The sequence below is a fragment of the Streptomyces sp. NPDC008238 genome (assembly GCF_042956445.1).
Lineage (GTDB): Bacteria > Actinomycetota > Actinomycetes > Streptomycetales > Streptomycetaceae > Actinacidiphila.
This window is the reverse complement of record NZ_JBIBGK010000009.1, coordinates 189,952-215,873: the sequence shown is the minus strand read 5'-3', so window position 1 is coordinate 215,873 and position 25,922 is coordinate 189,952. Positions and strand designations below refer to the sequence as shown.

General features: G+C 72.9%; 27 protein-coding genes and 1 pseudogene. 8 read left to right on the top strand and 20 right to left on the bottom strand.

What is annotated here, in order from left to right:
• Positions 1-5: 5 nt before the first annotated feature.
• The 3 genes from ACFZAU_RS21060 to ACFZAU_RS21050 all read right to left on the bottom strand — a co-directional run bounded on the left by ACFZAU_RS21060 (position 6) and on the right by ACFZAU_RS21050 (position 3,931).
• Entirely contained in the window at positions 6-896 is an 891-nt protein-coding gene (locus tag ACFZAU_RS21060) for a Rieske (2Fe-2S) protein (protein ID WP_500553441.1), read from the bottom strand.
• A 76-nt stretch (positions 897-972) separates the two neighbouring features.
• A complete protein-coding gene (locus ACFZAU_RS21055; RefSeq protein WP_500553440.1) occupies positions 973-2,130 on the bottom strand; it encodes a PP2C family protein-serine/threonine phosphatase in 1,158 nt (385 codons plus the stop codon).
• A gap of 73 nt (positions 2,131-2,203) precedes the next feature.
• Positions 2,204-3,931 (bottom strand): SpoIIE family protein phosphatase, encoded by a 1,728-nt coding sequence (locus tag ACFZAU_RS21050; RefSeq protein WP_500553439.1) that lies wholly within the window; start codon positions 3,929-3,931, stop codon positions 2,204-2,206.
• A gap of 176 nt (positions 3,932-4,107) precedes the next feature.
• Here ACFZAU_RS21050 and ACFZAU_RS21045 point away from each other — a divergent pair, with 176 nt between their 5' ends.
• Both ACFZAU_RS21045 and ACFZAU_RS21040 read left to right on the top strand, forming a co-directional pair.
• Entirely contained in the window at positions 4,108-4,764 is a 657-nt protein-coding gene (locus ACFZAU_RS21045; protein ID WP_500553438.1) for a HemK2/MTQ2 family protein methyltransferase, read from the top strand.
• A complete protein-coding gene (locus ACFZAU_RS21040; RefSeq protein WP_500553437.1) occupies positions 4,745-4,969 on the top strand; it encodes a CDGSH iron-sulfur domain-containing protein in 225 nt (74 codons plus the stop codon). Before ACFZAU_RS21045 ends, ACFZAU_RS21040 begins: the two co-directional genes overlap by 20 nt.
• 26 nt (positions 4,970-4,995) lie before the next feature.
• Here ACFZAU_RS21040 and ACFZAU_RS21035 read toward each other — a convergent pair whose 3' ends face one another.
• The 3 genes from ACFZAU_RS21035 to ACFZAU_RS21025 all read right to left on the bottom strand — a co-directional run bounded on the left by ACFZAU_RS21035 (position 4,996) and on the right by ACFZAU_RS21025 (position 6,651).
• Positions 4,996-5,742 carry a phosphotransferase family protein gene (locus tag ACFZAU_RS21035; protein WP_500553436.1) on the bottom strand — a complete coding sequence of 249 codons (747 nt, stop codon included), beginning with the start codon at positions 5,740-5,742 and terminating at the stop codon, positions 4,996-4,998.
• Between the two features lie 125 nt (positions 5,743-5,867).
• Positions 5,868-6,017, bottom strand: a complete 150-nt coding sequence (locus ACFZAU_RS21030) for a hypothetical protein (RefSeq protein WP_500553434.1) — start codon at positions 6,015-6,017, stop codon at positions 5,868-5,870.
• Between the two features lie 142 nt (positions 6,018-6,159).
• Complete coding sequence (locus tag ACFZAU_RS21025) at positions 6,160-6,651, bottom strand: DUF6328 family protein (RefSeq protein ID WP_500553433.1); 492 nt, start codon at positions 6,649-6,651, stop codon at positions 6,160-6,162.
• A gap of 261 nt (positions 6,652-6,912) precedes the next feature.
• Here ACFZAU_RS21025 and ACFZAU_RS21020 point away from each other — a divergent pair, with 261 nt between their 5' ends.
• Positions 6,913-7,518 carry a flavodoxin family protein gene (locus ACFZAU_RS21020; protein WP_500553432.1) on the top strand — a complete coding sequence of 202 codons (606 nt, stop codon included), beginning with the start codon at positions 6,913-6,915 and terminating at the stop codon, positions 7,516-7,518.
• A gap of 9 nt (positions 7,519-7,527) precedes the next feature.
• Here ACFZAU_RS21020 and ACFZAU_RS21015 read toward each other — a convergent pair whose 3' ends face one another.
• On the bottom strand, positions 7,528-8,718 hold the full coding sequence (locus tag ACFZAU_RS21015; RefSeq protein WP_500553431.1) for a zinc-dependent alcohol dehydrogenase: 1,191 nt from the start codon (positions 8,716-8,718) through the stop codon (positions 7,528-7,530).
• Positions 8,719-9,127: 409 nt separating this feature from the next.
• On the opposite strand from ACFZAU_RS21015, the gene ACFZAU_RS21010 reads away from it, so the two are divergent.
• Positions 9,128-10,936, top strand: a complete 1,809-nt coding sequence (locus ACFZAU_RS21010; RefSeq protein ID WP_500553430.1) for a thiamine pyrophosphate-requiring protein — start codon at positions 9,128-9,130, stop codon at positions 10,934-10,936.
• 85 nt (positions 10,937-11,021) lie between these two features.
• Here the strand turns inward: ACFZAU_RS21010 and ACFZAU_RS21005 are convergent, their stop codons facing one another.
• The 6 genes from ACFZAU_RS21005 to ACFZAU_RS20980 form a co-directional block, all read right to left on the bottom strand.
• On the bottom strand, positions 11,022-11,861 hold the full coding sequence (locus ACFZAU_RS21005; RefSeq protein ID WP_500553429.1) for a helix-turn-helix transcriptional regulator: 840 nt from the start codon (positions 11,859-11,861) through the stop codon (positions 11,022-11,024).
• 199 nt (positions 11,862-12,060) lie between these two features.
• Entirely contained in the window at positions 12,061-12,816 is a 756-nt protein-coding gene (locus tag ACFZAU_RS21000; RefSeq protein WP_500553516.1) for an SDR family NAD(P)-dependent oxidoreductase, read from the bottom strand.
• A 183-nt stretch (positions 12,817-12,999) separates the two neighbouring features.
• The gene (locus tag ACFZAU_RS20995) at positions 13,000-14,007 is read right to left on the bottom strand and encodes an ABC-2 membrane transporter-related protein (protein WP_500553428.1); all 1,008 of its coding nucleotides are present in this window, start codon (positions 14,005-14,007) and stop codon (positions 13,000-13,002) included.
• Positions 14,004-14,930, bottom strand: coding sequence for an ABC transporter ATP-binding protein (locus ACFZAU_RS20990; RefSeq protein ID WP_500553427.1), 927 nt, complete (start codon positions 14,928-14,930; stop codon positions 14,004-14,006). Before ACFZAU_RS20990 ends, ACFZAU_RS20995 begins: the two co-directional genes overlap by 4 nt.
• Positions 14,931-14,971: 41 nt before the next feature.
• The gene (locus tag ACFZAU_RS20985; protein WP_500553426.1) at positions 14,972-15,232 is read right to left on the bottom strand and encodes a hypothetical protein; all 261 of its coding nucleotides are present in this window, start codon (positions 15,230-15,232) and stop codon (positions 14,972-14,974) included.
• Between the two features lie 227 nt (positions 15,233-15,459).
• Positions 15,460-16,101, bottom strand: coding sequence for a hemerythrin domain-containing protein (locus ACFZAU_RS20980; RefSeq protein WP_500553425.1), 642 nt, complete (start codon positions 16,099-16,101; stop codon positions 15,460-15,462).
• Between the two features lie 72 nt (positions 16,102-16,173).
• Between ACFZAU_RS20980 and ACFZAU_RS20975 the strand changes: the two genes are divergently transcribed.
• Positions 16,174-16,797 carry a TetR/AcrR family transcriptional regulator gene (locus tag ACFZAU_RS20975; protein ID WP_500553424.1) on the top strand — a complete coding sequence of 208 codons (624 nt, stop codon included), beginning with the start codon at positions 16,174-16,176 and terminating at the stop codon, positions 16,795-16,797.
• Between the two features lie 17 nt (positions 16,798-16,814).
• On the opposite strand, the gene ACFZAU_RS20970 is transcribed toward ACFZAU_RS20975, so the two are convergent.
• The 3 genes from ACFZAU_RS20970 to ACFZAU_RS20960 all read right to left on the bottom strand — a co-directional run bounded on the left by ACFZAU_RS20970 (position 16,815) and on the right by ACFZAU_RS20960 (position 20,234).
• Positions 16,815-17,681, bottom strand: a complete 867-nt coding sequence (locus ACFZAU_RS20970) for a helix-turn-helix domain-containing protein (protein WP_500553423.1) — start codon at positions 17,679-17,681, stop codon at positions 16,815-16,817.
• A gap of 594 nt (positions 17,682-18,275) precedes the next feature.
• On the bottom strand, positions 18,276-19,250 hold the full coding sequence (locus ACFZAU_RS20965; protein ID WP_500553422.1) for an NAD(P)H-dependent flavin oxidoreductase: 975 nt from the start codon (positions 19,248-19,250) through the stop codon (positions 18,276-18,278).
• Positions 19,251-19,349: 99 nt separating this feature from the next.
• Positions 19,350-20,234: a helix-turn-helix transcriptional regulator gene (locus ACFZAU_RS20960; RefSeq protein ID WP_500553421.1), complete on the bottom strand. Its 885-nt coding sequence runs from the start codon at positions 20,232-20,234 to the stop codon at positions 19,350-19,352.
• Between the two features lie 197 nt (positions 20,235-20,431).
• Between ACFZAU_RS20960 and ACFZAU_RS20955 the strand changes: the two genes are divergently transcribed.
• Both ACFZAU_RS20955 and ACFZAU_RS20950 read left to right on the top strand, forming a co-directional pair.
• Entirely contained in the window at positions 20,432-21,484 is a 1,053-nt protein-coding gene (locus tag ACFZAU_RS20955) for an NAD(P)-dependent alcohol dehydrogenase (RefSeq protein WP_500553420.1), read from the top strand.
• Positions 21,485-21,606: 122 nt separating this feature from the next.
• Positions 21,607-22,581, top strand: a complete 975-nt coding sequence (locus ACFZAU_RS20950; RefSeq protein WP_500553418.1) for a helix-turn-helix domain-containing protein — start codon at positions 21,607-21,609, stop codon at positions 22,579-22,581.
• 16 nt (positions 22,582-22,597) lie between these two features.
• Here the strand turns inward: ACFZAU_RS20950 and ACFZAU_RS20945 are convergent.
• Positions 22,598-23,632, bottom strand: a pseudogene (locus tag ACFZAU_RS20945) (alanine racemase); the annotation flags it as partial.
• 97 nt (positions 23,633-23,729) lie between these two features.
• Positions 23,730-24,416: a helix-turn-helix transcriptional regulator gene (locus ACFZAU_RS20940; RefSeq protein WP_500553417.1), complete on the bottom strand. Its 687-nt coding sequence runs from the start codon at positions 24,414-24,416 to the stop codon at positions 23,730-23,732.
• A gap of 295 nt (positions 24,417-24,711) precedes the next feature.
• Between ACFZAU_RS20940 and ACFZAU_RS20935 the strand changes: the two genes are divergently transcribed.
• Positions 24,712-24,915: a hypothetical protein gene (locus ACFZAU_RS20935; RefSeq protein ID WP_500553416.1), complete on the top strand. Its 204-nt coding sequence runs from the start codon at positions 24,712-24,714 to the stop codon at positions 24,913-24,915.
• Positions 24,916-24,939: 24 nt separating this feature from the next.
• Here the strand turns inward: ACFZAU_RS20935 and ACFZAU_RS20930 are convergent, their stop codons facing one another.
• Both ACFZAU_RS20930 and ACFZAU_RS20925 read right to left on the bottom strand, forming a co-directional pair.
• Positions 24,940-25,155, bottom strand: a complete 216-nt coding sequence (locus ACFZAU_RS20930) for a hypothetical protein (RefSeq protein ID WP_500553415.1) — start codon at positions 25,153-25,155, stop codon at positions 24,940-24,942.
• 91 nt (positions 25,156-25,246) lie between these two features.
• Positions 25,247-25,636 (bottom strand): winged helix-turn-helix transcriptional regulator, encoded by a 390-nt coding sequence (locus ACFZAU_RS20925; RefSeq protein ID WP_500553414.1) that lies wholly within the window; start codon positions 25,634-25,636, stop codon positions 25,247-25,249.
• Positions 25,637-25,922: the final 286 nt, after the last annotated feature.

The following is a 25,922-nucleotide window of genomic DNA, read 5'->3' as shown; positions in this document are numbered from 1 at the left end:
GTCGCTCAGGCCCGGGCGAGCCGGACCTCGACCTGCCCGTCCGGGGATATCCGGCAGTCGAAGCGGGGCTGCGGCGCGGTCGCCGGCCCCTGGACGTTGGCGCCGTCCGTGAGGCGGAACTGGCTGCCGTGCCAGGGGCATTCGAGGCAGCCCTCCAGGACCTTGCCCTCGTGCAGGGGGCCGTCCGCGTGGTTGCAGCGGCCGGCCAGGGCGTGGAACCGCCCGTCGTCCGCCCGGACCACGACCACCGCCACCTCGTCGGCCATGCGCTGTACGGGTTCGCCGAACGGGAACTCCTCCGGCGCCCCGACGCGGTGCCAGCCCGGCTCCACCAGGACGGGCACCGCCTCCGCGTGGTTCATGCCGGCGCCCTGCCGGTAGGCGAGGTGACCGCCCAGCACACCGCCCGCGGTGGCGAGCCCCATGCCGCCGAAGCCGAGGGCCCGCCCGAGCACGGGGCGGCCCTTGAACCGGTAGACGAGGGAGGCCGCGTACGCGGTGACGGCGGCGAGGTTCGCGGTCGCGTGCACCAGGCCCACACGGGCCTGCCGGGGGCGCTGCTCCGCCCAGTCCACCCAACCGGCCAGGGCCGCGGGCCCGGCGGACGCCAGGCCCACCGCCACCAGACGGCGGGCGGCGCGGCCCTCACCGGGAAGCAGGTCGAGTATTCCGGCGCAGGTCCAGGCGCCGATCGGCAACTGGACGAGCACGGGGTGCAGCGGGTGGCCCAGCCACAGTCCGCGCAGCACGTCGCGTCCGCCGCCCAGGGGTAGGGCGCGCACGGCCCTGCGGACGCCCGCGGCGACGGCATCGAGCCACTCCTGGCCTTCCAGGGCGTCCATCACGGCGGGCACCGGGCCGTTCGGGGAGCCCTGCTTTTCGCTCGTAAGCCTCATAAGCCTCATGTGGAGCGGCTTTCCGCCCCGCTCCGACACAAACCCGGCATACGGCGCTTCCGTGCGCCGCCTGCGCCTACCCGCGCCAGTCGAGGCACATGACCGTGGCGTCGTCCTCCAGGTGGCCGTGGCAGGCCACCGAGACGGCGGCGGTCATCACCTGGACCACCTCGCGGGGATGCTCGGCGGCGGACTCGCGGAGCACGGCCGCCAGGTCCACACTGCCGGCCTCGCGTTCCTGCATGCCGTCGGTGTACAGCACGAGCCGGTCGCCGGCCCGCAGGTCGATGTCCTGGACGCGGAAAGGGGGTGCGGTGGGCACTCCGAACGGGAGGTTGACACCGAGGTGCAGCTCCTCCACTGTGCCGTCCCGCAGGCGCAGCGGCCACGGATGTCCGGCGTTGACCAGCCGGCAACCGGAACCGTCCGTGGCGAGCCGCACGAGCTGCCCCGTGGCGTGGCCGGTTCCCCCGTACGTGCGGAGCGCCGTGTGCATCTCGAAGGCCTGTTCCGCCAGGTCGTGCCCGGCGCGCCGGGCACGGCGCGAGGCGTTGACCAGGACGGTGGCCAGTAGGGCGGATGCCACGTCGTGCCCCATGGCATCGGTGATGGACACGTGCAGGGTGTCGTAGTCGAGGGTGTAGTCGTAGGTGTCGCCGCCGATGGAGTCCGCGGGCACCAGGGCGGCGGCGAGGGTGAACTGGTCCGCCTCGCAGCTGGGGGCCGACGGCAGCAGCTGGCGCTGGATCTCGGCGGCCAGGGTGAGCGGGGTGGTGCGCCTGCCCCAGTGGTAGAGGTCCGTGAACCGGCGGTCGGTGACGACGATGTAGGCCAGCGCGTGCGCGGCATCGGCCACCTCGGTCAGCACCTCGTCGGTGACCTCGGGCAGGGTCAGCTCCAGCACGCCGACGGTGTCCCCGCGGTTGGTGACCGGCGCGACCACCTGGTGACCCGGTCCGTCAGCCGGCAACCGCACCAGCCGCTGGCCGCGCAGCACATCGTGGTAGACGCTGCCGTGCAGAGGAACCTGGTCGGCGCTGGTGCCCTGCTGCGACGCGACGTCCTCGCCCACCCGCACCATCTTCTGGCCGACGATGTCGGGGAACAGGAACGACACCGATCTGGCCCCGAACCGCTCCCGGAGGTTGTGCGCCACGACGTCCAGGGACTGCACGGGCGCGGCGGCCTCCGCCGCGGCGAGGACATCGTCGAGTCCGAGCTTGTCGTGCGACACGGTGATCTCCCTCGCTCACCCGACGCCTTCCCCGGATCGCCGCGATCACCCGCCACCACGGCACGGCCGGGTCTCACGCCGTGAGGTCGGGCGTGCGCAGCGCGAGGAAGGCGACGTCGTCGTCGTTGTCGGTGGGCCGGGCGCGGTCCAGCAGCGCGTCGCTGAAGGGGTCGAGGGGGCGCCGGGCCAGGGAGGCGGCGTGCTTGCGGAGGCGGTCGAGTCCGTCGTCGATGGAGTGCCGGGTCGACTCGACCAGCCCGTCGGTGTAGAGCACGAGCGTGGACCGCGGGGGCAGGGTGATGACGGCGTCCTCTCGGGGCCTCGTGGTGCCGGTGCCCAGCAGGATTCCGTGCCCGTCGGTGAGGAAGCGGGTCCGTCCGTCGTGGTCCACCAGCAGCGGCGGCGGGTGGCCCGCGTTCGTCCACCGCAGTCGCCACAGGCCGTCGTCCCCGCTGGTGAGGCGCGCGAGGAGGACGGTGGCCATCGGTACCTCGGCGATGTGCATGACGGCCTGGTCGAGCTGGGTGACGACGTCGCTCGGCGACTCCGGGTGCGACCAGGCGAAGGCCCGCAGCATGTTGCGGATCTGGGCCATGCCACCGGCGGCGTCGAGGTCGTGTCCCACGACGTCGCCTATGGCGAGTGCGGTCGCGCCGTCGGCGAGCGGGAAGGCGTCGTACCAGTCGCCGCCGACCTGTGAGGCCTGCGGCGCCGCCACGTACCGGGCCGTCATCTGCAGCCCCGGGATCGTCGGCATCTGGGGCAGCAGGTGGCGCTGCATCGTCTCGGAGACCTTGCGCTGCCGCTGGTACAGGCGGGCGTTGTCGAGCGCGAGGCCGGCCCGGCGGGTCAGGTCCTCCAGCAGCGGCAGGTCGGAGGCGGTGAAGGCGTCCGGGCGGGCGGCTCGGCCCAGCGTGAGCGCTCCGAGCACGTCCCGCAGGCCGCGGATCGGGGCGATGGCCGCTGAGTGCATGCCGGTCTCCTCGAAGAGCCGGTGCTGCTCGACGGCGATGCCGGAGTCGGGCGGGCCGTGGTAGGTGGAGGCGCTCGCGATGGTGGACGCGGCGCCACGCAGCGCCCGGGAGAGCGGCATCGGCGATTCCTGCGGGAGCGGCGGCATCGGCCCCTGCAGGTCGGCGCGCTCGATCAGCACGCCGTCCTTGTCCTGCACGACCAGCGCGCGGCGCACCTCGTCGTTCTCGGTGAGCAGGTCGACGACCGCCCAGTCCGCGAGCAGCGGGACGGTCAGGGCGGCCAGCCGGTGCAGCGCCTCGGTCACGTCCAGGGTCGAGGTGAGCCGGGTGGTGGTCTCCGCGAGCAGGGCGAGACGGTCGAGTTCCGTCAGGGTCCTGGGACGCTCCTTCCCGTCCTCGCGGTGCTCCGGGGCCTCGTGCCGCTGATAGAGCATGACGAGGGCGCCGGACCTCCCCGGGCCGAGGACGTAGGGGGTCAGGAACCAGGACAGCCCGAGCAGGGTGCCGTCGGCATGGGCGAACCACGCCACGTCGCTGTGGCCCGTGCGCTCCGTGAGGAGTACGTCACGCATCTGGCAACGGGACCGCGGCAGGGTCCGGCCATGGCTGTCCCGGTGCAGGAGGTCATGGGCGTCGTGGCCGAGCAGTGCCGCGGCGGGCCGTCCGACGAGGGCTTCGACCGCGCTGTTGACCGCGACGATGAGCCCCTCGCCGTCCACGACGTAGGCAGGCGCCGCCACGCCTTCCAGCAGCGCGCCGGGCGCGACTACTGCCACGGCCCGTCCGGCCGGAAAGGGCGATCCGGTGTCCGGTACGACGGCGTCCATGCTCTCCCGTCCTCAGGTGCGACCTTCGGTCCCTGGGCCTACCCAGGCACCAGGATCCCATGCGGCACGCCCCGACGACCCGTCGTGGCGCCGAAGTCCGACGCCTCGGTGGCGGTCGGACGCCGCCGGTTCGGACGAATGACGTTAGTCGGCGCATCGTGGGGTAGACGCGACCTATGTGGCTTTTGTGCCCGCCGGGGGTCTACCACCCCCAGGACGACACGCTCCTGCTGGAAGACGTGCTGAAGCGTGAGCCCCTCGCGTACGGCGCCGACGTCCTCGACTTGGGGACGGGCACCGGCGCGCTGGCCCTGACCGCCGCGGAACGCGGCGCCGCACAGGTGACGGCCGTCGACGCCTCCGTCGGCGCGGTGCTCACGGCCTGGCTCAACGCCCGGCTCAACCGCCTGCGCGTCAAGGTGCTGCGCGGTGACCTCACCGCACCCGTGACGGACCGGCGCTTCGACCTGATCATGGCCAATCCGCCGTACGTGCCGTCACCGCGGGCCCGCCCTCCCACCCGGGGCCGCGCCGTGGCGTGGGACGCCGGGACCGACGGCCGTGTGCTGCTGGACCGGATCTGCTCCGACGCCCCGCCCCTGCTGACGCCGGGTGGCGTCCTGCTGCTGGTCCACTCCGGCCTCTGCGGTGCCGACCACACCCTCGGTCGGTTGCGCCGCGCCGGGCTGCGCGCGGTGGTCACCGAACGGCGGTACATCCCGTTCGGGCCGGTGCTGCGCGACCGGTCGGCGTGGCTGGAGGCCCGGGGGCTGATAGCCGCGGGCGAGGAGAAGGAAGAGTTGGTGGTGATCCGTGCCCAACGTGGACGATGAACCGTCGCGGACCCGCGTGACGCTCACCCGTGACGGCCCGATCCTGATCGAGGGCCCCGTCGAGGTCGTCCTCGACGACGGCCGCGTGGTGTGTTCCGACCGCTTCGTCGTGGCCCTGTGCGCCTGCCGCCGCAGCCGGAAGTACCCGTGGTGCGACACCAGTCACCGCCGGCGCGCCCGCCCGTCCGCGGCCCGCGAGGACTGACGGTGCGAAACGCGTGCGAACCGGCATCACAGCCGGGACCTCAGCACGTCGACCTCACAGCCCGGGGCGAACGGGTCGAAGCCGTGCTCGGCGAGCCAACGGACCCCCAGCAGGCTTCGCAACGACCACCACGCGCGGATCACCTGGCGGTCGACGTCGGTGCCGTAGCCGGAGAGGACGTCGGCGAGGTGCTCCTCGTGCCCGAGCGTCAGGGTGGCGAGGTCGAACAGGGCGTCACCCCGGCCCGCCTCGGACCAGTCGATGACGCCGGTGACCTCGCCGCCGTCGACGAAGACGTGCTCGATCTGCAGGTCGCCGTGCGTGAACACCGGAGTCCACGGCCGGAGCGCGGCCTCGGCGACCTGGCGGTTGCGGGCCACCAGATCGGCGGGCAGGACGCCGTTCGTGACCAGCAACGCGCACTCGGCGTCGAGTTCCGCCGCAAACTCGCCGGGACTCCGGCGGCGCCGGCCGGGCCAGGGCGGCAACGGCGCCTCGTGGAGCGTCCGGAGGACGGCACCCACCGCGGCCCACGCCGACGGGGATGCGGTCGACGGCTCGCCGAGGCGGCCGAGCGCCGTCCCCTTGACCTCGGCGATGGCGAGCACGGGCGGCCTGCGCCACAGGACTTCCGGGGTCGGCACGGGCGCCAGGGCCATCGCGTCGACCTCGACGTCGACGCGCTCCTGATCGGCGTCCACCTTCAGGAACACGTCGCCGACGCGCAGGGTCGCCCGCTCTGAGTGGGCGACGACGACTTCGACCTCATCCATGGGCGTCCAGTATCCCGGCGGCGACCGCCGGCGTCGCCGGGTTTGCCAGGTGCCGAGAAGGAGCCCGTACGGCGAGCCGGCCGGGTGGACCCGCCCCGCCCCCGCCGGCCGGTCATGGGCAAGCCTCAGATGCGACGATCGGCCGCCTTCCCGGCGTCCGCGGGTCTCAGCGCGAGCAGCCCGCGGGCGCAGAGTTCCTGGACGACGAGCAGCAGCACGTTGCCTCCGTCCAGGTCGTGATCCCCCGGCGGCGGCAGGGGCGGCAGGGCTTCCACGGGGGACACGTCCCGTGGCCGCGGGACACGGGCCGTCTCGTCACGGAGATCCTCAGCGCACTTCCGCGATATCGGCACCGCAGCATCCGTCTTGATGCGGCATCCGGGTGATGCGGCATCCGGATGATGCGGCAGGAAGCGATCAGTGCTCGGTCAGGTGGATTCGGGCCCACAAGGGCAGCACGAACCAGCACAGCAGGCACCAGGCGAGGATCACCGCCACCAGGTACACCACGTGGGAGTCGTGGGTGGCCACGCGGAGGACGAGCAGCAGCGCGGACGTCATGGTGGCCAGCAGCAGGACGAGCCCCGCGAACGTGAGGCGGGCGGCCCAGCGGACCGTCTCCGGTTTGATGCGCCGTCCCGCGACGATCCGGTGGAAGGAGACCGGCCCCACCAGTGCCCCGGTGGCGGACGCGCCCAGGACGACCGTGAGGATGTAGATGATCTTGTCCGTCTCTCCGAGTTGCGGATAGCGCGGGGTGAAGACCACGGTCAGCAGGAAACCGAAGAGGATCTGCACGCCCGTCTGGGCGACGCGGACCTCCTGGAGGAGTTCCGTCCACTGGCGGTCGGCGCGCTCCTCCCGGCTCTCTTCGCGGCCCTCCCGTCGGCCGGCGCCCTCAGCAGGCATGTCTTCCTCCGTCGTCCGATCGTCCGGTGTCCCGTCCCTGTTACCCGCGGCGTGCACGGGCGTCCCGGCCCGGGCACCGCTTCGTCGCGCACCGTTTCCGGCGGGCCGTCACGGAAGCCGAGCCGTCGGTATCGCGCGTTCCGACCCTTGGAGGATCACATGTCCGCTGCCGTGACGACCGGGGCGCGGCCGGTACGGGCCGGGCGGGTGAGCGCGACGCTCTTGCGGGACGCGCCGCGCCGGTGGAGGTAGGTACAGGCCATGAAAGCCCTCGTGATCAACTGCACCCTCAAACGGTCGCCGCAGTCGTCCAACACCTACGCGCTGGCCAGGGTCGTGACCGACCAGCTCGCGGCCTACGGCGTGGACATCGACTGCGTCCGCGCCGTCGACCTGGACATCAAGCCGGGCGTCACCAGCGACGAAGGCGACGGGGACGCCTGGCCCGAGATCCACGGGAAGCTGCTCTCCTCGGAGATCCTGGTCATCGCCTCGCCCACCTGGCTCGGCAGGCCCTCGTCGATCGCCCAGCGCGTCCTGGAACGCATGGACGCCTTGCTGTCCGAGACGGACGAGCAAGGTCGGCCGGTGGCCTACAACCGAGTGGCCGGGGTGGTGGTCACCGGCAACGAGGACGGCGCCCACCACGTCATCAGCGAGATCTCGGGGGCCCTCGCCGACCTGGGCTACACCATCCCCGGCCAGGCCTGGACCTACTGGCACCTCGGCCCCGGCGCCGGCCCCGACTACCTCGACGACGAACGCGGCCACGACTGGTCCCACAAGACGGGCCGGGCCATGGCCGCGAACCTGTACGGGGTCGCCCAGGCCCTGGCGGCCGCGCCCCTCGGCGCGCCGCCCGGGTGAGCGCGGGCGTCACGGGACCATGAGCACCTTGATGGCGCCGTCCTCCTTCTTCTGGAACATCTCGTAGGCCTGCGGCGCCTCCTCCAGGGGGACGTGGTGGGTGGCGAACCCGTCCACGCCGAGCGGGTCCTCGTCGGTCAGGAGCGGGAGGATCTCGTCGCTCCAGGTGCGGACGTTGGCCTGGCCCATGCGCAGCTGGATCTGCTTGTCGAAGAGCGTGAGCATCGGCATCGGGTCGGTCATGCCGCCGTACACGCCGGTGACCGAGATCGTGCCGCCGCGCCGGACCATCTCGATCGCCAGGTGCAGGGCTCCGAGGCGGTCGACGCCGGCGGTCTGCATCAGTTTGGCCGCCCAGGCCCGTGGCAGCAGGCCGGCGGTCTGCTGGACCAGCTTGCCGAGCGTGCTGCCGTGGGCCTCGGTGCCCACGGCGTCGATGACGGCATCGGGGCCGCGGCCGTCGGTGGCGTCCCGGACGGCCTGCACGAGTTCGTCCTGGTCCTCGTACTCGTCGAGGCTGAGGACCTGGGCGCCGTCGCGACGGGCGCGGGTCAGCCGCTCCGGCACGTGGTCGATGCCGATGACCTTGCCCGCGCCCAGGTGCCGGGCGACCCGGCAGCACATGTCGCCGATCGGCCCCAGGCCCAGGACGGCCACGCTGCCGCCCTTCGGGACGTCGGCGTACTTCACCGCCTGCCAGGCCGTGGGCAGGACGTCCGAGAGGTAGACGAACCGGTCGTCCGGTGGGCCGTCCGGGACCTTGATCGGCCCGAACTGGGCCTGCGGCACCCGCAGGTACTCGGCCTGGGCGCCGGGGACGCGTCCGTACAGCTTGGTGTAGCCGAAGAGCTCCGCCCCGCTGCCGTACTCGGTGACCTGGGTCGTCTCGCACTGCGTCGGCAGTCCCTCGCGGCACATGTAACAGGTGCCGCAGGCGATCTGGAACGGCACCACGACACGGTCTCCCGGCGCGAGGTTGTCCACCTCGGAACCGACTTCCTCGACGATGCCCATGGGTTCGTGCCCGAGGATGTCGCCGGGCGTCATGAACGGGGCGAGGACCTCGTACAAGTGCAGGTCGGAGCCGCACAGGCCGGTGGAGGTGATGCGCACCAGCGCGTCGGTGGGCTCCTCGATCCGGGGGTCGGGCACGGTGTCGACCCGTACATCGTGCTTGCCGTGCCACACGGTGGCCCGCATGATCGATCACTTCCTCGCGGTTGTCTTTTCGCGGCAGGACCATCGGGTACCCGAGGGGCAGGGGGTGAACCGCGCATCCCTGTGGTCCCGCCGATCCGCGCCGTCGGAGGCGTTAGGGACGGGACGGTCCGGGCACGCGTGGGTGGGGTGCCGAAGCGGTTCACCGACGAGCGAAGGGCGGACGACGCACATGGCTCGCGACGCGGACACCCCGAGGCCCGGGCCACCGGGCCGGACGGGGCGGCAGACCTGCACACGGCCGACCCGCTGGACGGACGGCCGCTCGCCGCCGCGCGCGCCCTCACGTCCGTCGCCGTGCTCGCGGCCCGGGGCCGTCGCCGTACTGCGCTGTCACCGGCCACAGCACCGTTGAAGCCGAACGAAGCCCAACAAGGAAGGTGAGTCCCCCGTGTCCCTCAAGGTCTCCGACTACGTTCTGCAGCGACTGCGGGAATGGGACGTCCACCACGTCTTCGCCTATCCGGGCGACGGCATCAACGGACTGCTCGCCGCCTGGGGGCGGGCGGACGACAAGCCACGCTTCGTGCAGGCCCGTCACGAGGAGATGGCCGCCTTCGAGGCGGTGGGCTACGCCAAGTTCTCCGGCAGGGTCGGCGTCTGCGCGGCCACCTCCGGCCCCGGCGCCATCCACCTGCTCAACGGCCTGTACGACGCGAAGCTCGACCACGTGCCGGTGGTGGCGATCGTCGGGCAGACCAACCGCAGTGCCATGGGCGGCTCTTACCAGCAGGAAGTGGATCTGCTGAGCCTGTTCAAGGACGTCGCCTCGGAGTACGTCGAGATGGTGACCGTCCCCGAGCAGCTGCCCAACGTCATCGACCGCGCCATGCGGGTGGCGGCCGCGAAGCGCACCGTCACCGCCGTGATCATCCCGGCCGACGTCCAGGAACTCGACTACTCGCCGCCCGAGCACGCGTTCAAGATGGTGCCGTCCAGCCTGGGCATGCCGACCTTCGCCCCCGTCCCCGGCGACGCCGACCTGGACCGGGCGGCCCAGGTGCTCAACGCGGGCGAGAAGGTGGCGATGCTGATCGGCCAGGGCGCGCGCGGCGCGCGGCCGGAGGTGGAGCAGCTGGCCGACACCCTGGGCGCCGGTGTGGCGAAGGCACTCCTCGGCAAGGACGCGCTCTCCGACGAACTTCCGTACGTCACCGGGGCGATCGGCCTCCTGGGCACGCGGCCCAGCTACGAGCTGATGCAGGACTGCGACACCCTGCTGGTCATCGGCTCCAGCTTCCCCTACACGCAGTTCCTGCCGGAGTTCGGCAAGGCGCGCGCGGTGCAGATCGACATCGACCCGTTCATGGTGGGCCTGCGCTACCCGTTCGAGGTGAACCTGGTCGGCGACGCCAAGTCGACCCTGACGCGGCTGCTGCCGCGGCTGGAGCGCAAGAAGCACGGCAGTTGGCGGAAGAAGATCGAGAAGGACACGGCCCGCTGGTGGGAGGTCATGGAACGCCGTGCCGGTGTCGCGGCGGACCCGATCAACCCCGAGTTCGTGGTGCACGCCCTCGACGCGCTGCTGCCCGAGGACGTCGTCCTGGCCGCCGACTCCGGTTCCGCGGCCAACTGGTACGCCCGGCACCTGCGGATGCGCGGCGGCATGCGCGGTTCCCTGTCCGGCACGCTCGCCACGATGGGTCCCGGTGTGCCGTACGTGATCGGCGCGAAGTTCGCCCACCCGGACCGGCCGGCGATCGCCCTCGTCGGCGACGGGGCGATGCAGATGAACGGGATGGCCGAACTCATCACCGCCGCCAAGTACTTCCGCGACTGGTCCGACCCCCGGATGGTCGTCGCCGTCCTCAACAACGGCGACCTCAACCAGGTGACCTGGGAGATGCGCGCCATGTCCGGCGCCCCGCAGTTCCTGCCCTCGCAGGACCTGCCGGACGTCCCCTACGCGGACTTCGCGCGCTCCGTCGGGCTGGACGGCATGCGCGTGGAGAAGCCGGACGAGGTCGAGGACTCCTGGAAGCGGGCACTGGCCGCGGACCGGCCCTTCGTCCTGGACTTCCGCACCGACCCGGCCGTCCCGCCGATCCCGCCGCACGCCACGCTCGACCAGATCGAGGCGGCGGCCGCCTCCGTCCTCAAGGGCGACTCCGACCGGGCCGCGATGGTCCGGCAGGGCTTCAAGGCGAAGGTCCAGGAGATGCTGCCCGGCCGGGGACGCCACGGACACGGCGAACAGTGAGCCCGGCCGCCCTGGACGCGCCCGCGATCTCTGCGGGCACGGCGAGGTCGACCGTGGTGCGTCCCCGCCGGACGGCCCGGCCCGCTCAGATACCCGGCGGGCGGTCGCCGACGACGGGGAGGAGCCGCAGTTTCTCGTGGCTCTCCGAGCCCGGGGTGGCGGTGTAGACGAGCAGGGACTGGGCCTGGTCGGCGTCGTACAGCACCTCGCACTGCAGCTCCAGCAGGCCCAGTTCGGGGTGGACGATCCGCTTGACCTCGCCGCAGCGCACACCGATCTCGTGCGCCTGCCACAGCTCGCGGAACTCCGGGCTCCGCGCGAGCAGGTCCTCGACGAGGGCGCCGACCCGGGAGCCCGCGCCGAGCCGGGAGTAGACGGCACGCAGGTCGGCGACGAACCGGCGGGCCAGCCCCGGGCGGTCGTCCTCGTGGTAGGCCACCCGGGCGGCCGGGTCGGTGAACCAGCGGTAGACCATGCTGCGGGCCGGTCCGGTGAAGCGCGTCTCGTCGCCGATCAGCGCGACGGACAGCCGCGTCTGCAGCAGGGTCTCGCCCAGCGCGGTGGTCACCTGGGCCGGGGTGTCGGCCAGCCGGTCCAGGATGCGCAGCATGCCCGGGCTCACGTGGTCGGCGCCCGGGACCCGGCTGGGGGTGTTGTGCCCGGCCAGCCGGAACAGGTGGTCGCGTTCGTCCAGGGACAGCCGCAGCCCCCGGGCGATGGCCGCGAGCATCGGCTCGGACGGCTGCGGGCCGCGCCGCTGCTCCAGCCGGGCGTAGTAGTCCGTGGACATGCCGCACAACGCGGCGGCCTCCTCCCTGCGCAGGCCGCGGGTGCGCCGGCGGGGGCCGCGCGGCAGGCCCACGTCCTCCGGCTGGAGCGCCTCCCGCCGGGTGTGCAGGAAGTCCGCCAGTTGTGCTCGGTCCATGGGGGATCTGTCCTCGTCGCGGTGGAGCGGCCGGGGGCGCCCGGCCGCTCGGTCCGAAGGGTACGCCCGGCCGGAGGCGGGCGGCGGGGGCCCGGGCACGGTGGGCTTCGGGCGGGGGCCCGGGCGGGGACGGCCGGGCGCGGGACGGCCGGGCGCGGGACGGCCGGAAGCGGGACGGCCGGCCCGGGCCCCGCGGGGGTCAGAGCAGCGTGCCGCCGGAGGCCTCGACACGCTGGCCGGTGATCCAGCCGGTGCCCGGTGCCAGCAGCGCGGCGACCACCGGCCCGATGTCCTCCGGCTCCGCCACGCGGCCGAGCGCCGCCCGGGAGGCCATCACGGTGCGCAGTTCCTCGTCGTCACGGATCGCCCCGCCCGCGAAGTCGGTCGCGACCGGCCCCGGTGCGACCGCGTTGACACTGATGCGCCGCGGGCCCAGCTCCTTGGCCAGGTAGCGCGTGTACGTCTCGACGGCCGACTTGACCGCCGCGTACACCGACCAGCCCTCTCCCACGAAGCGGGTCAGCGCGGTCGAGGTGTTCACGATCCGGCCGCCGTCCGCGAGCAGCGGGAGCAGTTCCTGGGTGAGGAAGAACACCCCCTTGAAGTGCACGTCGACCATCACGTCGAAGGCGTCCGCCCCGGTGGCGCCCAGCGGGGAGAACGCCGAGGAGCCCGCGTTGTTGACGAGGAAGTCGAAGGTCTCGCGTCCCCAGGTGGCGCGCAGGGTGCCGGCCAGGGTCCGGGCGAAGGCGGGAAGGTCCTCGAAGGCGGTGGTGTCCAGCCGCAGCGCCGCCGCCTTGCGGCCCATCGCGGTCAGTTCCTCCACCACCTCCGCGGCCTCCTTCTCGTTGCCGCGGTAGGTGAGGACGACGTCCGTCCCCGCGGCGCCCAGCGCGAGGGCGGTGGCCCGGCCCAGCCCCCGGTTGCCGCCGGTGATCACCGCGATCGTGTTCACGCTCATGTCCAGCTCTCCTGATTCCTCGGTCCGCGGCCGGGGCCCGGTCGGGCCCCGAACCGCTCACCACCAGGTTCGGCGCGGGCGCGGCTCCGATGAAGGCATCACCGATCCAGGGAGCGCCGGTCCCTCCTTCGGCGCGCGGGCCTTCGGAGGGGCCGGCCCGGCCCGGATCCCGGATGGTCAGGCGGGGTTGCGCCGGGTCCACCACACGGCGACCGCGACGAGGACGGCACCCAGCGCCAGGCACAGGCCCGTCGCCGTCCACTGCAGCGGCCAGAGGTCGGAGGCGGGGTGGTACTCCGCCCAGTGGCCGGTGATGCCGTGCGAGGCGAGGCACCGCTTGGTGTCCGTGCCGGCGACGTAGCAGTCCAGGGCGTCGGGGACGCGGTGCCCGTCCGTGGACAGCGGGCCGTCCGCGAGTTGCCAGGCGTCGCCGGGGACCGGTGCGTCCGCGGCGTGCCGGGCGTACACCGTGCGGACGGGCCACAGGTGCGGCCGTACGGCATCGAGCAGGGCGAAAAGACCGGCGCCGACGACGAGCGTGGCGGCCATGGCCAGGACGGTACGGCGCAGGACGAGCCCCAGGGTCGCCCCCAGCAGGTAGAGCAGGACGCTCATGCCGACCACGACGGGCCCCACCCCGTAGAACGGGTACCACAGGTGCCAGGGGAACATCGGCCCCATCGCCTGGGCGACGGGGTGCCACCACCACGTCATCGCGGCGGCGATGACGCCGCTGACGACGACGGTCATGGCGAGCGGCACGCCCATCTTCGCCGCGAACCAGCGCGTCCGGGTCACCGACTGCGTGGCCACCGTGCGGTACGTCCCCGACTCCAGCTCCTGCGCGAGCTGCGGCCCGCCGAGGAAAAGGCCGAAGAGGAACGGCAGCAGCAGCATGGCCTGGAGCGGCCGCCGCATCGGGAACTGGTACTGCTGGCCGAAGGTGTTGAGCCTGCCGAGGCAGGGGGTCGTGAACTCGTGGCCGTGGCAGGCCTCGAGGTGCTGCGCGGTGACGGCCGCGGCGGCGTGCTGGTGCTGTACGGCCGCGTAGACGGCGACGGCCGCCGCGACCGCCAGTCCGGTCCAGAAGGCGGTGCGGTTCTGCCGCCAGATCAGCCAGGTCAGTCCGCGCAGCCGCGGTCCGCGGCGAACAGCGGTGCGGGGGCGGGTGGTTGCGGTGCTCATGCGGCCACCTCGATGCCGTCGGCGACCTGTGCGCTGGGGGTGAGGAGGGCGGGTGCGTCGGGCGTCCGGAGGTAACCGAGCACCAGTTCCTCGAGGGTGGGGGCACGCAGGCCGGCATCGGCCGCCGGCGCGTGGGTCGTCCGGACGAGCATGCTGCCGCCGTCCCCGCCGTCCTGGCCGCCGGAGGTGGCGATGACCTGGTGGGCGTCCGGGTCCAGTTCCTGCCGCCGGCGCGCGGTGAGCTGCCGGTGCCCGGCGAGGAGGAGGTCCACTTCGCCCGCCAGCCGGACGGTGCCGTTGTTGACGAGCACGAGGTAGTCGCAGGCGCTCTCCAACTCGGAGACCAGGTGCGAGGACATCACGACCGTCGAACCGTGCCGCCGGGCCTCGGCCCGCAGGATGTCGGTCATCTGGTGGCGCACCAGGGGGTCCAGGTCGGCCATCGGCTCGTCCAGCAGCATCAGCCGGGGACGCTTGCCCAGGGCGAGGGCGAAGGCGACGCGGGTGGCCTGGCCGCCGGAGAGGGTGCCGATCCTGGCGTCCACGGGGACCCCGCCGGCGTCGATGACGGACTCGGCGGTCTCCTGGTGCCAGGTGGGGTTGAGTTCCCGGCCCATGCGCAGGATCTCGCCGACGCGGAACCGCGGGTAGAGGGCCTTCTGCTGGCTCAGGAACGCCGTGCTCCGGCGGGCCTCGACGCTGCCGGGACGGTGCCCGGACAGCGTGATGGTGCCGGTGGTCGGTGCGATCAGGTCGGCGGCCAGGGACAGCAGGGTGGTCTTGCCCGCGCCGTTGGGGCCGACGAGCGCGCAGACGCGGCCGGCGGGCAGGCGGAACGAGGTGTCGCGCAGCGCCCACCCGCGGCGGTAGCGCCGGCCCAGCCCGACGGTCTCGATGGCGGGGAGGTTGGGGGAATCGGTCATGACGTGGTGGCCCGTGTGGTCTTCCTGTCCTGGTCCGTCGGTCAGTGGTCGTGGGCGGCCGGGGCCGCGCGGTGACGGAGGCGCCAGAGCACGGTGAGCAGCGCGGCGCCCACGGCGACGAGGACCAGGTGGGGCAGTCCGGGGACGGGCAGGGCGGCGCCCCACAGCGTCAGGTGGGCCAGGAGGCGTCCGGTGAGGGGCACGGCGCCCAGCAGCAGGAGCGCGAGGCCGGCGAGGCCGGCGAGCAGTCGTGCGGGGCGCTGGGTGAAGGGGGCGGTGTGCGGGTGCGGGGTTCGGTTCATGTCCCCGAAGCTATGGCGCGGGCAGGGGGCCGGGCTTCGGCAGAAAGTCTGCGTTCCGCGGGCGACGGAAGTAGCGGAGGCGCTGGGCACCTATACCTTCGTCTATCCCCCCGTCCGCCCGCCCTTGCGCGCCCGGCGTGTGCCGGACGCGCCCCGGGCGCACCCTGGAAGTGCGGCCCCGCTCCGGCTTGCCGAATCCGCCCTCGGAGCGGGGCCGCGCCGCGGGGTCAGGCCTGGGCGCCGCGCAGGGTCCGGAGGTCGTCCGCCGCCTGCGCGCGCATGGCGGGCAGCAGCGGCCGCACCGGCTCCGGCAGGGCCGCGAGCATCAGCCCGACCTCCTCGGGGGTGCCCACCTCGTCGAGGAGGCCGATCATGAGGTGGCCGGCCACGGGCGGCGTCGTGGCGATCACCCGCTGCGAGAAGTCGGCCCAGTACTCGGGCGTGACGTGCTCGCGCAGGGCGGGGAAGAGGACGGGCTCCTCGTGGGCCAGGTGCGCGTGCACGGTGTCGCGTACGGCGACGGCCGCCTCGTGCAGCGCGGTGCGGGCCCCGTCCGCGTCGTCGCCGAGCGCGACGGCCGCGAGCCGGTCGAGGGCCTCGTCGAGCTGGTCGTGTTCCGCGCTGAGTTCCTTCAGGGCGATCGCGGTGGCCGGCGCCGTCGCGACGATCCGCGGCCACAGGTCCTCGTCCTCGGTCTCGTGGTGGTGGCGCAGGTTCACCACGAGGAAGTCCCTCAGCTGGGCCAGGTCGCCCAGGGGTGCGGAGGGGCGGAGGGCCGCCTCCGCCAGCAGCGCGGTGCCCACGCGGTGGACCTCGTGGGCGAGCCGGGTCTCGATGACGGCCATGGGCTCGTGCGGGGAGTGGTTCATGGAGCGGAACATATTCATTAGAGGAAATTATTGTCAATATAAGCACTTACGGTGGAGGGGTATGCTGCGGCGGTGACGAGCCGGAAGTACCACTCCCCCCTCCGCGCCCACTCGGCGGCCGCCACGCGCGATGCGATCCTGGGCGGCGCGCAGGCGCTGTTCCTGGCGCGGGGCTACGCCGGGGTGACCATCGGGGAGATCGCGGAGGCGGCGAGGGTCGCCGTGCCCACGGTGTACAGCAGCGTGGGCAACAAGCCGAAGATCCTCACCGCCCTGCTGGAACCGGCCCTCACCGACCCCGCCATCGCCGACTCCCTCACCGCCGTCGACGCCAGCGACGACCCGCGCGCCGTGGTCGAGCTGACCGCCGAGGGCACCCGGCTCACGCACGAACGCCACTGGGAGCTGGTGTACGGGCTCTTCTACCGGAACCCGCCGGGGGAACCGGCCGTCAAGGCGGTGCTCGACAAGGGCGCGGACGACTACGTCCAGGCCCTGACCCGGGTCGCGAACCGCCTCGCGGCGCTCGACGCGCTCCGTACGGAGCTGAGCCGCGCCGAGGCCGCCGACCTGCTCTGGTTCCACCTCGGCCCGCACGCGTGGATCACCCTTGTCGGCGAACGCGGCTGGACCTTCGACCGCGCCCAGGACTGGACGGCGCGCGCCGCGCGCCGGGAACTGCTCCGGCGGCCCTGAGGCGGCCGCTCCGCCCGTCAGTCCGCGGGCGTCGCGGAGAGCGCCCGGTCGGCGGCCCACGAGGCGAGGATGCGCAGCCCGTCGTGGGTGGGCGAGCCGACCTCGGCGGTCCAGATCACGAGCTTCTGGTCGGGGTCGGTGGTGGCGGTCAGCGTGTCCCAGTCCAGGGACAGCTCGCCGGCCACCGGGTGGTCGAGCACCTTGGTCCCGACGGTGAGCGTGGCCACGTTGTGGGCGGCCCACCACGTACGGAAGTCCGCGTCCCGCGCGGACAGTTCCCCGACGAGCGCGGTCAGCCCGGGATCGCCCGGATACCGGGCCGCCTCCATGCGCAACTGGGCCACACAGGAACGGGCGATGGTCCTCCAGTCGGTGTACAGCGTCCGCATGGCGGGGTCCGTGAACAGGATCCGGGGATAGTTCCGCCGTGCCTCCGGCAGCTTCCCGAAGTCGGTGATGAGCGCCGCCGCGAGGGTGTTCCAGCCGATGACGTCCATGCGCCGACCGAGCACCATCGCCGGAACGGCGGTGAGGTCGTCCAGGAGCCGCCGCAACTGCGGCTGGACCTTCTGGCGCGCGTGGCGCCGGGGGCGCGCGGTCTCCTTGCCGGCGAGGCCGAAGAGGTAGTCGCGCTGGTCCTCGTCGAGGTGGAGGGCCTCGGACAGGGCGACCAGGACCGGGGCGGAGGCCTGCATCCGGCCCTGCTCCAGGCGCGTGTAGTAGTCGGTGGAGATCGCCGCGAGCCGGGCGACCTCCTCCCGCCGCAGCCCGCTCACCCGGCGGTTCCCCTCGCCGTCGGGCAGGCCCACCGTCCGGGGGCTGAGCTCGGCTCGGCGTGCCTTGAGGAACTCGCCCAACTCGTTGAGCCGTGCGTCCGGGGCCATGGATCCAGTGTGGCACCGGCGCGGGCACCGCCCGGCGGGGACGTTCCCTCAGGGGACGGTCCCCCCGGGGGCGCCACCCTGGACGGCATGGGCTCCGTGACGCTCCGGCCCACCGTCAAGGGCCCGGCCGACCGGTTCACCGGGGACGTGTGGTTCGACGGGGTCCACGCGGGCTCAGGACCCTCGCGGATGCGCACGAACACCGGGCGCTTCTCCCCCGGCGCCCACCTGCCCGGGCGACGACCGCCCGGCGACCACCTTGACCGGAGAAGGTCCGCGACGAGCAGTACGGCGCTCCGCGCACCCGGAGCCGCTGAGCCCCGCCTCCCCCTCCCCGGCTCACAGGCCGGCGTCGGCGAGGACCCGGCGCATCCGCTCGGGCGGCAGGGCCCCATGGGCGGCGGCCTCGGAGGCCCGGTTCGTCCCAGCCGAGTCGCGTGCGGATCCGGTGCGTCGACGAACCCACGCGGCGCGCGGGACGGGAACCCGCGCCGGTACTCGGCGCGCTGACCAGCACATACCGAACGCCCCATGACGCGCCGCCCCGGTACACCACGACGGCCGTCCAACGTGGTGGCTCGTCATGCGTCCAACCTACCGACGGGGCACGGGCTTTCCGTCGGTCAGTGCGGCCAGGACGGCTTCCGCCTCCCGCAGGACGCCGCGCAGGATGTCGGCGGCGGGGCGGATGTCGTGGACGAGTCCGGCCGACTGGCCCGAGAAGGGCAGGTATTCGTCGCCGCGTCCGCGGCGGATCGCCGCCAGCAGGCGCGGTACGGCCTCGCCGGGGTCGACCCGTTCGGGGTGGTCGCGGAGGGTGTCCACGAGTTCCGTGCGCAGGGCGCGCGGGACGCCGGTGCTGCCGGGCCGGGAGTAGGGCGGCAGGACCCGTTCGCTGTTGAGTGCCTTGACGGCGTCCCCCGAGTCCGCGTCGACGATCCGCCGCTTCCACTCGTCGGAGACGTTCATCTCGGTGGACGCCAGGAACCGCGTGCCCATCGCCACGCCCTGGGCGCCCAGGGCGAAGGCCGCCGCGACGCCGCGCCCGTCGGCGATGCCGCCCGCGGCGACGACCGGGGTGTCGCCCGCCATGTCGACGACCTGCGGCACCAGCACCATCGTGCTGACGTCGCCGCCGTGGCCGCCCGCCTCGCCGCCCTGCGCCACGATGACGTCGGCTCCCGCTTCGAGGGCCTGGGCCGCCTGGCGGGTGTCGGTCACCTGCTGGATCCACGTGATGCCCGCGGCGTGGGCCCGGGCGATCAGGTCGTCCGGTACGGCCAGGTGGAACGAGATGGCGGCGGGGCGCGCGTCGAGCGTGGCCTGGAAGGCCTCCTCGTCGAACGGCCGCGTGGTGTGGTTGATCGCGAAGGGGCGGCCGGTGAGTTCGCGCAGCCTCGCCCACTGCTCCCGGAGCTCGGGGACGGTCCGCGCCGCGGTGCCCATGCTGCCGAGTCCCCCCGCCTCGCAGACGGCGGCCGCCAGGGCCACCTCGTCCCAGGGACCGAACGGAGCGCAGACCACCGGCCTTTCGATGCCGAGCAGTTCGCACAGGGGGGTGTTGAACATGCCGACCTCCGGCGCTGCGACGATCGTGGAGGCCGCGGCCGGGCGGCCTCGATCTGTCCAGTATGCGCCTTTCACTCCGGCCCCACGTGGCGCGGCGGACTACGGGCGGATGCCCCGGGCCCGCTGCTCGTCCTCCTCGGTGAAGGGGGCGTTCCAGCTGGCCAGGATGCGCAGCTTCTCCTCCGACGGGGATCGGCGGTCCGCCCTGTAGACGACGACGCTCTGGCCCTTGCCGCCGGGCAGCGTCATCGCCTCGTAGTGCAGGGTCAGCTCGCCGACCGTCTCGTTGCGGAACCTCTTCACCCCGTAGGAGTGCTCGTAGAGCCGGTACTCCGCCCAGAACCGCGCGAAGTCCGGGGACGCGACCGCGATCTCCCCCACGAGCTGCTCCAGCACCGGGTCCGCGACGCGGTCCGCCGCCACCTGCCGCAGCGCCGCCGCGACCTGCGGCGCGATCGTGTTCCAGTCGGCGTAGACGGCCCTGGCCCGGGGGTCGAGGAACGTCCAGCGGGCGAGGTTGCGCTCCTTGACGGGCATGGCGTCGAAGTCGGCGAGGAGCAGCTTGGCGGCGTGGTTGACCGCCAGCACCTCCAGACGGGGCCCGTGCACCATGGCGGGCAGGTCCAGGGCGTGCACCATGGCGACGACGCCGGGCCTGGCCTTCACGGCGGGCGGCGCCGCCGGGGCGGGGGTGGGCCGGCTCCCCGCGTTCCGTACCAGCGTGCGGAAGTGCGCGCACTCCAGTGGATCGAGCTGCAGGGCCCTCTCGACCGCGCCGAGGACCTCCTCGGAGTTCCGGCCGATCCGCCCCTGCTCCAGCTTGGTGTAGTACGCCACGCTCACACCCGCGAGGGCCGCGACCTCCTCCCGCCTGAGTCCCGGTACCCGTCGGCTGCCGAGGCCGACGGGCAGTCCCGTCCGCCCGGGGTCGATCGCCGCCCGCCGGGAGACGAGGAAGTCCCGCAGGGCCCGCTCAGCGTCCATACCCCAGGTATAGCCGAGGCGCGCGCCCGCGGGGCGCCGAAGGTGGCTCTGCGAGTAGCACCCTCGGCACGGTCACGCCGCCCCTTCGCCCGGGGCCCCGCACCTGGTGCAGTCGAAGGGGAGAACCTCCCGGAAGTCCCTCGCGGTGACCCTCCGGACGTCCTCACCGACCGATCCCGCCCCACCAGGAGACACGCATGCCTTTCGCCGTCGCCGCCCTCGCCGCCGCCGGTCCCGACGCGCCCGTGGAACCCACCACCCTCGAGCGCCGCGACCCGGGCCCACACGACGTCGTCGTCGACATCGCCTACACCGGCATCTGCCACACCGACATCGCCCTCCTGCGCAACCACTGGATGGAGGGCCTGTTCCCCATGGTCCCCGGGCACGAGATCACCGGGACCGTCGTCGCGGCCGGCCCCGGGGTCACCCGCCACGCGGTCGGTGACCGGGTGGGCATCGGCTGCTACGTCGACTCGTGCCGTACCTGCGAGAACTGCCTCGCCGGCCATGAGCAGCACTGCCTGGAGGGCGAGGTGCTCACCTACGGCGCGCTCGACCACGACGGGCGGCCCACCTTCGGCGGCTACAGCCGCAGGATCGTCGTGGACGAGAACTACGCCCTCCGCGTCCCCGACGGCCTCGGTCTGGACGTCGCCGCCCCGCTGCTGTGCGCCGGGGTGACGATGTACGCGCCCCTGCGCCGCTGGGGCGCGGGGCCCGGCAGGAAGGTCGCGGTCGTCGGCATGGGCGGGCTCGGCCACATCGGCGTGAAGCTCGCGCACGCGATGGGCGCCGAGGTCACCGTCCTCAGCCGGAGCCTGTCCAAGCGCGAGGACGGCCTGCGGTTCGGCGCCCGCGACTACGTCTCCACCGAGGACGCGTCCTGGTTCCGGGACCACGCGCGCGGCTTCGACCTGATCGTCAACACCGTGTCGGGCGGCATCGACACCGACGCGTACCTCGGCCTCCTGCGCCTCGACGGCGTACTCGTCAACGCCGGGGTCACCGCCGAGCCCGCCGCCTTCCAGGGCATGCTGCTCGGCGCACAGCGCCGGATCATCACCTCGACGAAGAACGGCAGCCTCCGCGAGTGCCAGGACCTGCTGGACTTCTGCGCGCGCCACGGCATCGCCGCGGACATCGAGACCGTGCCCGCGGAGAGGGTCAACGGCGCCCTCGACCGGCTGGACCGCGGCGACGTGCGCTACCGCTTCGTGATCGACCTCGCCACCCTCGGGCAGGGCTAGGCGGTCCCTCAACCAGTCCGCTCAAAGTTCGGCAAAACCACCAGGAATGGATTATTTGCCGCAGTACGGTGGGAATCCGCCGCCCAATGCAGGCTCCGCGACCGGTTCAGGAGGAAGCCCGCATGGCAGATCGACTTGACGTGGCGTCGCTGGCTCCCGGCGATCGAGCGAATGCGATCCGTGAACTCTCGGGGTTCGTCGTCAACGGCCGCGCGGAGGTGGACCTTCCGTCGGACCCGAATCGCCAGCGGGCCCACGCGACCACCAGCGTGCTCGGGTCGGTGAAGGTCTCGGAGATCGACTGGAACGTGACCCGTATCCGGCGCACCGATGCCCCGGCGGACGCGGACACGGTGCCGCAGATCCTCGTCTCCATCCGGGAAACGGGCGTCTCCCGGTTCCACCAGGCGGGCCGGCACGGACTGATAAAGGCCGGGGACCTCATGGTGCTCGACAACGCGAAGCCCTACGAGGTCCTGTTCCACGGCCCAGTACGTGGAGTTCTGGTGAGCGTTCCCACGCACGTCCTGGGGCTGCCGCCGTCCCTGCTCGATCGGATCACTGCTGGTCCGCTCAGTTCGGAGCGGCCGGCCGTGGGCGCCACAGCGGCGTTCTTCACCCGACTGGCCCGTCATCGGGGCGCTGCCGGTGAAGCCGATACCGCCCTGTTCACCGAGCCCGGTGTCGACCTGATCAGGGCCGTGGTCACCATGGCCCTGTACGGGGACGACCTGACCGGAAGTCTCCTGAACAGCACGCTTCTTGAGCGTGTTCAGGAATACGTGCGCCTCCATTTGGCAGACCACGATCTGACGGCCGAACGTATCGCAGCGGAGCACGACGTTTCCGTGCGCTGGCTCTACCTGACCCTGTCCCGAGCGGGAATCACCCTGGGTGAATGGATCAGGATCCAGCGCCTCGAACAATGCAGGAGGGAACTGGCGTCGCCAGTGCATCGGTTCATGACGATCGAGGCCATCGCCCACCGGTGGGGATTCGCCGGCGCACCCCACTTCAGTCGCGTCTTCAAAGCGGCGTACGGCGTGAGCCCCCGCGACTTCCGGTCGGGTCGGAGTGGGCTTCCACCGGAGACATGACGGGGCCTGGGGTAGGTCACCAGCCGGTGATGCGCGGCCAGCGCGCGTGGATCACCGGGGCGGGCTCGGTGCCCTTGCCGCTGTCGACGACGTGGTAGCCGTGGTACTGGGCGGCGGTGGCGCAGGCGTGGTTGGGCAGGATGCGCAGCCGGGTGCCGACCGGCAGGTCGGGCAGGCCGGTGCCGTCGCGGGCGGTGAGGGTGCCGTGTTCCTGGCTCGCGGCCGTCATGACCAGGTTCGGGATGAGGTGGCCGGCCACGTCGGTGACCAGACCGTAGCCCTGGTCCTGGGCCTGGGCGGCGGTGCCGCGGTCGCGGGACATGGCCATCCAGCCGCCGTCGGTGACGACCCACCCGTACTCGGGGCGGTGGCCGATGACGGTGACGACCACCGACAGGGCGAGGTCCTGCACCTGGCAGACGTCGAGGCCGGCCATCACCAGGTCGAAGAACACGTAGTTGCCGGCCCGCAGTTCGGTGACCCCGGTGAGGTCCTCGGCCGCGTGCGCGGTGGGGGTGGAGCCCCCGCTGACGCAGGCCACGGGCAGACCGGCCGCACGGAGACGTTCGGCTGCACCGACCGCGGTGTCACGTTCGTTCCGCGCAACCAGGCGCTGTTCTCCGGCGCTGTAGGCGTAGTACGACTCGCCCGCGTGGGTGAGCACGCCGTCGAGGCAGGCCGCGTCGTGCAGGATGCGGCCGATCTCGGTGAGGGCGGGGTCGTCGGGCTTGATGCCACCGCGGTGGCCGTCGCAGTCGATCTCGATCTGGGCCGGGATGGGCAGGCCGGCCCGGCCGGAGGCTTCGGCGACGAAGGCGGCCTGCTCGGTGCTGTCCAGCAGGACCCGCACGGTCACGCCGCGGCGCAGGAGAGCGATGACGCGGGGGAGCTTGTGGGGATCGATGCCGACGGCGTAGGTGATGTCGGTGTAGCCGCCGTCGGCGAACGCCTCGGCCTCGGCGAGGGTGGAGACGGTGACGGGACACGTGTCGCCGTCGTTCAGGAGCGCGGCGACGTCGAGGCTCTTGGCCGTCTTCATGTGCGGGCGCACATCAGGCCACGGCCTGCGTCCGACGGCGGGCCGGAACGGGGCGGAGAAGCAGGTGCGGAGGGTGCGGCCGGTCCGGTGCCGGTCATGTACTGCCCTTCTACTTGGCGTAGTTGTAGACCGTGGCCCGGGACACGCCCAGCAGGTCCGCGATGGTCTGCGCGGCGTCGCGCCCCTCGAAGTAGCCCTCGCCCTGCAGCTGTCGGACGAGCGCCCTCTTGTCGTCCCGGCTCAGCGACCGGGGGGTGGCACCGCGCTCCGCGGCCAGCGCCTCCACCGTTCGGCGCAGCTCGCGCACGTTGCGGTCCCGCAAGTTCTCCAGCGGGTGCTCGCGGTGCTCGACATCGGTGGCCACGAGGTTCGACAACGCCAGCGTCACCGGCGACAGGACGGACACGTCGAGGTTCAGGCACAGGGCCGCGATGTACTGGCCCGCGGCGTTCTTGATGCCGATCGACGTGCTCTTCACCGGCCGACCGTCGGGAAACCGGTTGGGGTAGTTCTGGATCACGCTCGGGTACTGCGGATCCGCGATGCGGGCGAGGCCCAGCTCCGTGGCCGAATCCCCGACCTCCCGGCCGGAAAGGTTGTTCTCGATCACCCGGATCGCCTGCCGTGGGTCCCGCAGGTCGTGCAGCACCACCTCGCACAGCCCGGGAAACATGCGGCCCAAGGCCACAGCGATCTTCTCCGCCTCGCGGACGAGGTGCTCATCGCCCTCGGCCGCAGCGACGGCCGCGGGACCCCTGCGGTCGCCCTCCGGCCCCTCGGCCACGGGATGCTCCACGGCCCACCCTCCTCCACGCTGGACTAACATTCCATCTTTGGACGATGATGCTAAAGCATGCTCCGAGCCGTGTTCAACCCTGCCTGGGCCGTCGGCACCCGGGAGCACAGCGACAGGGACCGGGGCATGAGCCGGTCGTGGCCGGGAGCAGCACGGGTGTCAGGGTTCGGCTGCCCACACGTCGCAGCAAGCACCGTTGCGGGGACCAGCCGACGTGGCCGAATTCGGCGACCCCCGCCACGCCGCCGGACCCGTCCGCGGTGCGTTCCCGCCGGTGACTGGGCAGGCTGGGGATATGCGCACCGAGGGGCCGCCGGTGATCGTGGAACCGCCGCTCGACGGGCGGAGGGTCGTGATCCGGGGAGACTACTTCGGCACCGCGTACGCGCTCTCGGACCTGCTGCGGTTCCTGTGGCTCGCCGGGTACGACGCCGGCGCGATCAGCCTGACCGACCCCGCGCAGGTGGAGTGGCGCGGGGGCGGGCCGGAGGCGTGGTGAGGACGTGGCGGGCGGACGCGCGGTTCAGCGGGGCGAGACGTAGCGCGAGCCGGGGCGCAGCCGCACGGCCCTGGCGCGCGGGGGAGCCTCGGGCCGACCGGTCTGGCAGTCGGGGCAGAGTTCATGTCGGCCCTGGTCGGTGACGACGGTGCCCCAGCTGAAGCACGCACCGCACCCGCGGGCCAGGTCGACGTCCGCTCGGGGAGTGGGGTAGGGGGTTCCCTCGGCTCCTCGGGTCATGTGGCACCCCTCTGTGCTACCTCCGGAGATTTTGCGTAGTTATTACCCATCTGCCCCGGAATACACCCTTCCCGGGGCAGGTCTTTCCTGATCAGGTCCTTCCAGTGCGGCGCAGACGGCGCACGCTCCACTGCGCCAGCGGCTGCAGGGCGGCGATGAGCGCCTCGCCGTCCGGGGCCAGCTCGTAGCGGACCTGCACGGGGGTGCTCGGGATGACGGAGCGCACGATGAGGCCCTCGGCCTCGAGCTCCTTCAGCCGCTGGGCGAGCAGCCGGTCGGAGATGCCGGAGATGACGGCGCGGTACTCGCCGAAGCGGCGCGCGCCCTGGGACGCCGCGGACAGGATCGCCCCCGTCCAGCGGCGTCCGACGAGTTCGACCGCGCCCTGGAAGCTCGGGCACGCCTCGTCGTGGACGGAGCCGCGCTCCAGGCGCGCTGCTGGCGGCCGGTGGCCGGCCGTCCCATGGGATGCCGTGGTCATGCCTCGGAGCGTAGCCGCGTACGGCCGTGGGGCGGGGCGCCGTGCCTGGTCCCGCCGGTACCAGGACGGGCCCTCCCTGGCAGCCGGGGAGGCGCGCCCCGCGGCCTGGGACACGACCTGGCTCCGCGCCCCCACGGCGCGCCGGACCACACACCGCACCCACCACGACCACCGAGGACGACGCGCGGCACGGCATCCGCAGGCCGCCGGGGCCGGCCCCCGCCGGCGGCATGCGGGGCATCCCGACGGTCACCGCGATCGTTTTCACGGCCATGGCGGCGAGCAG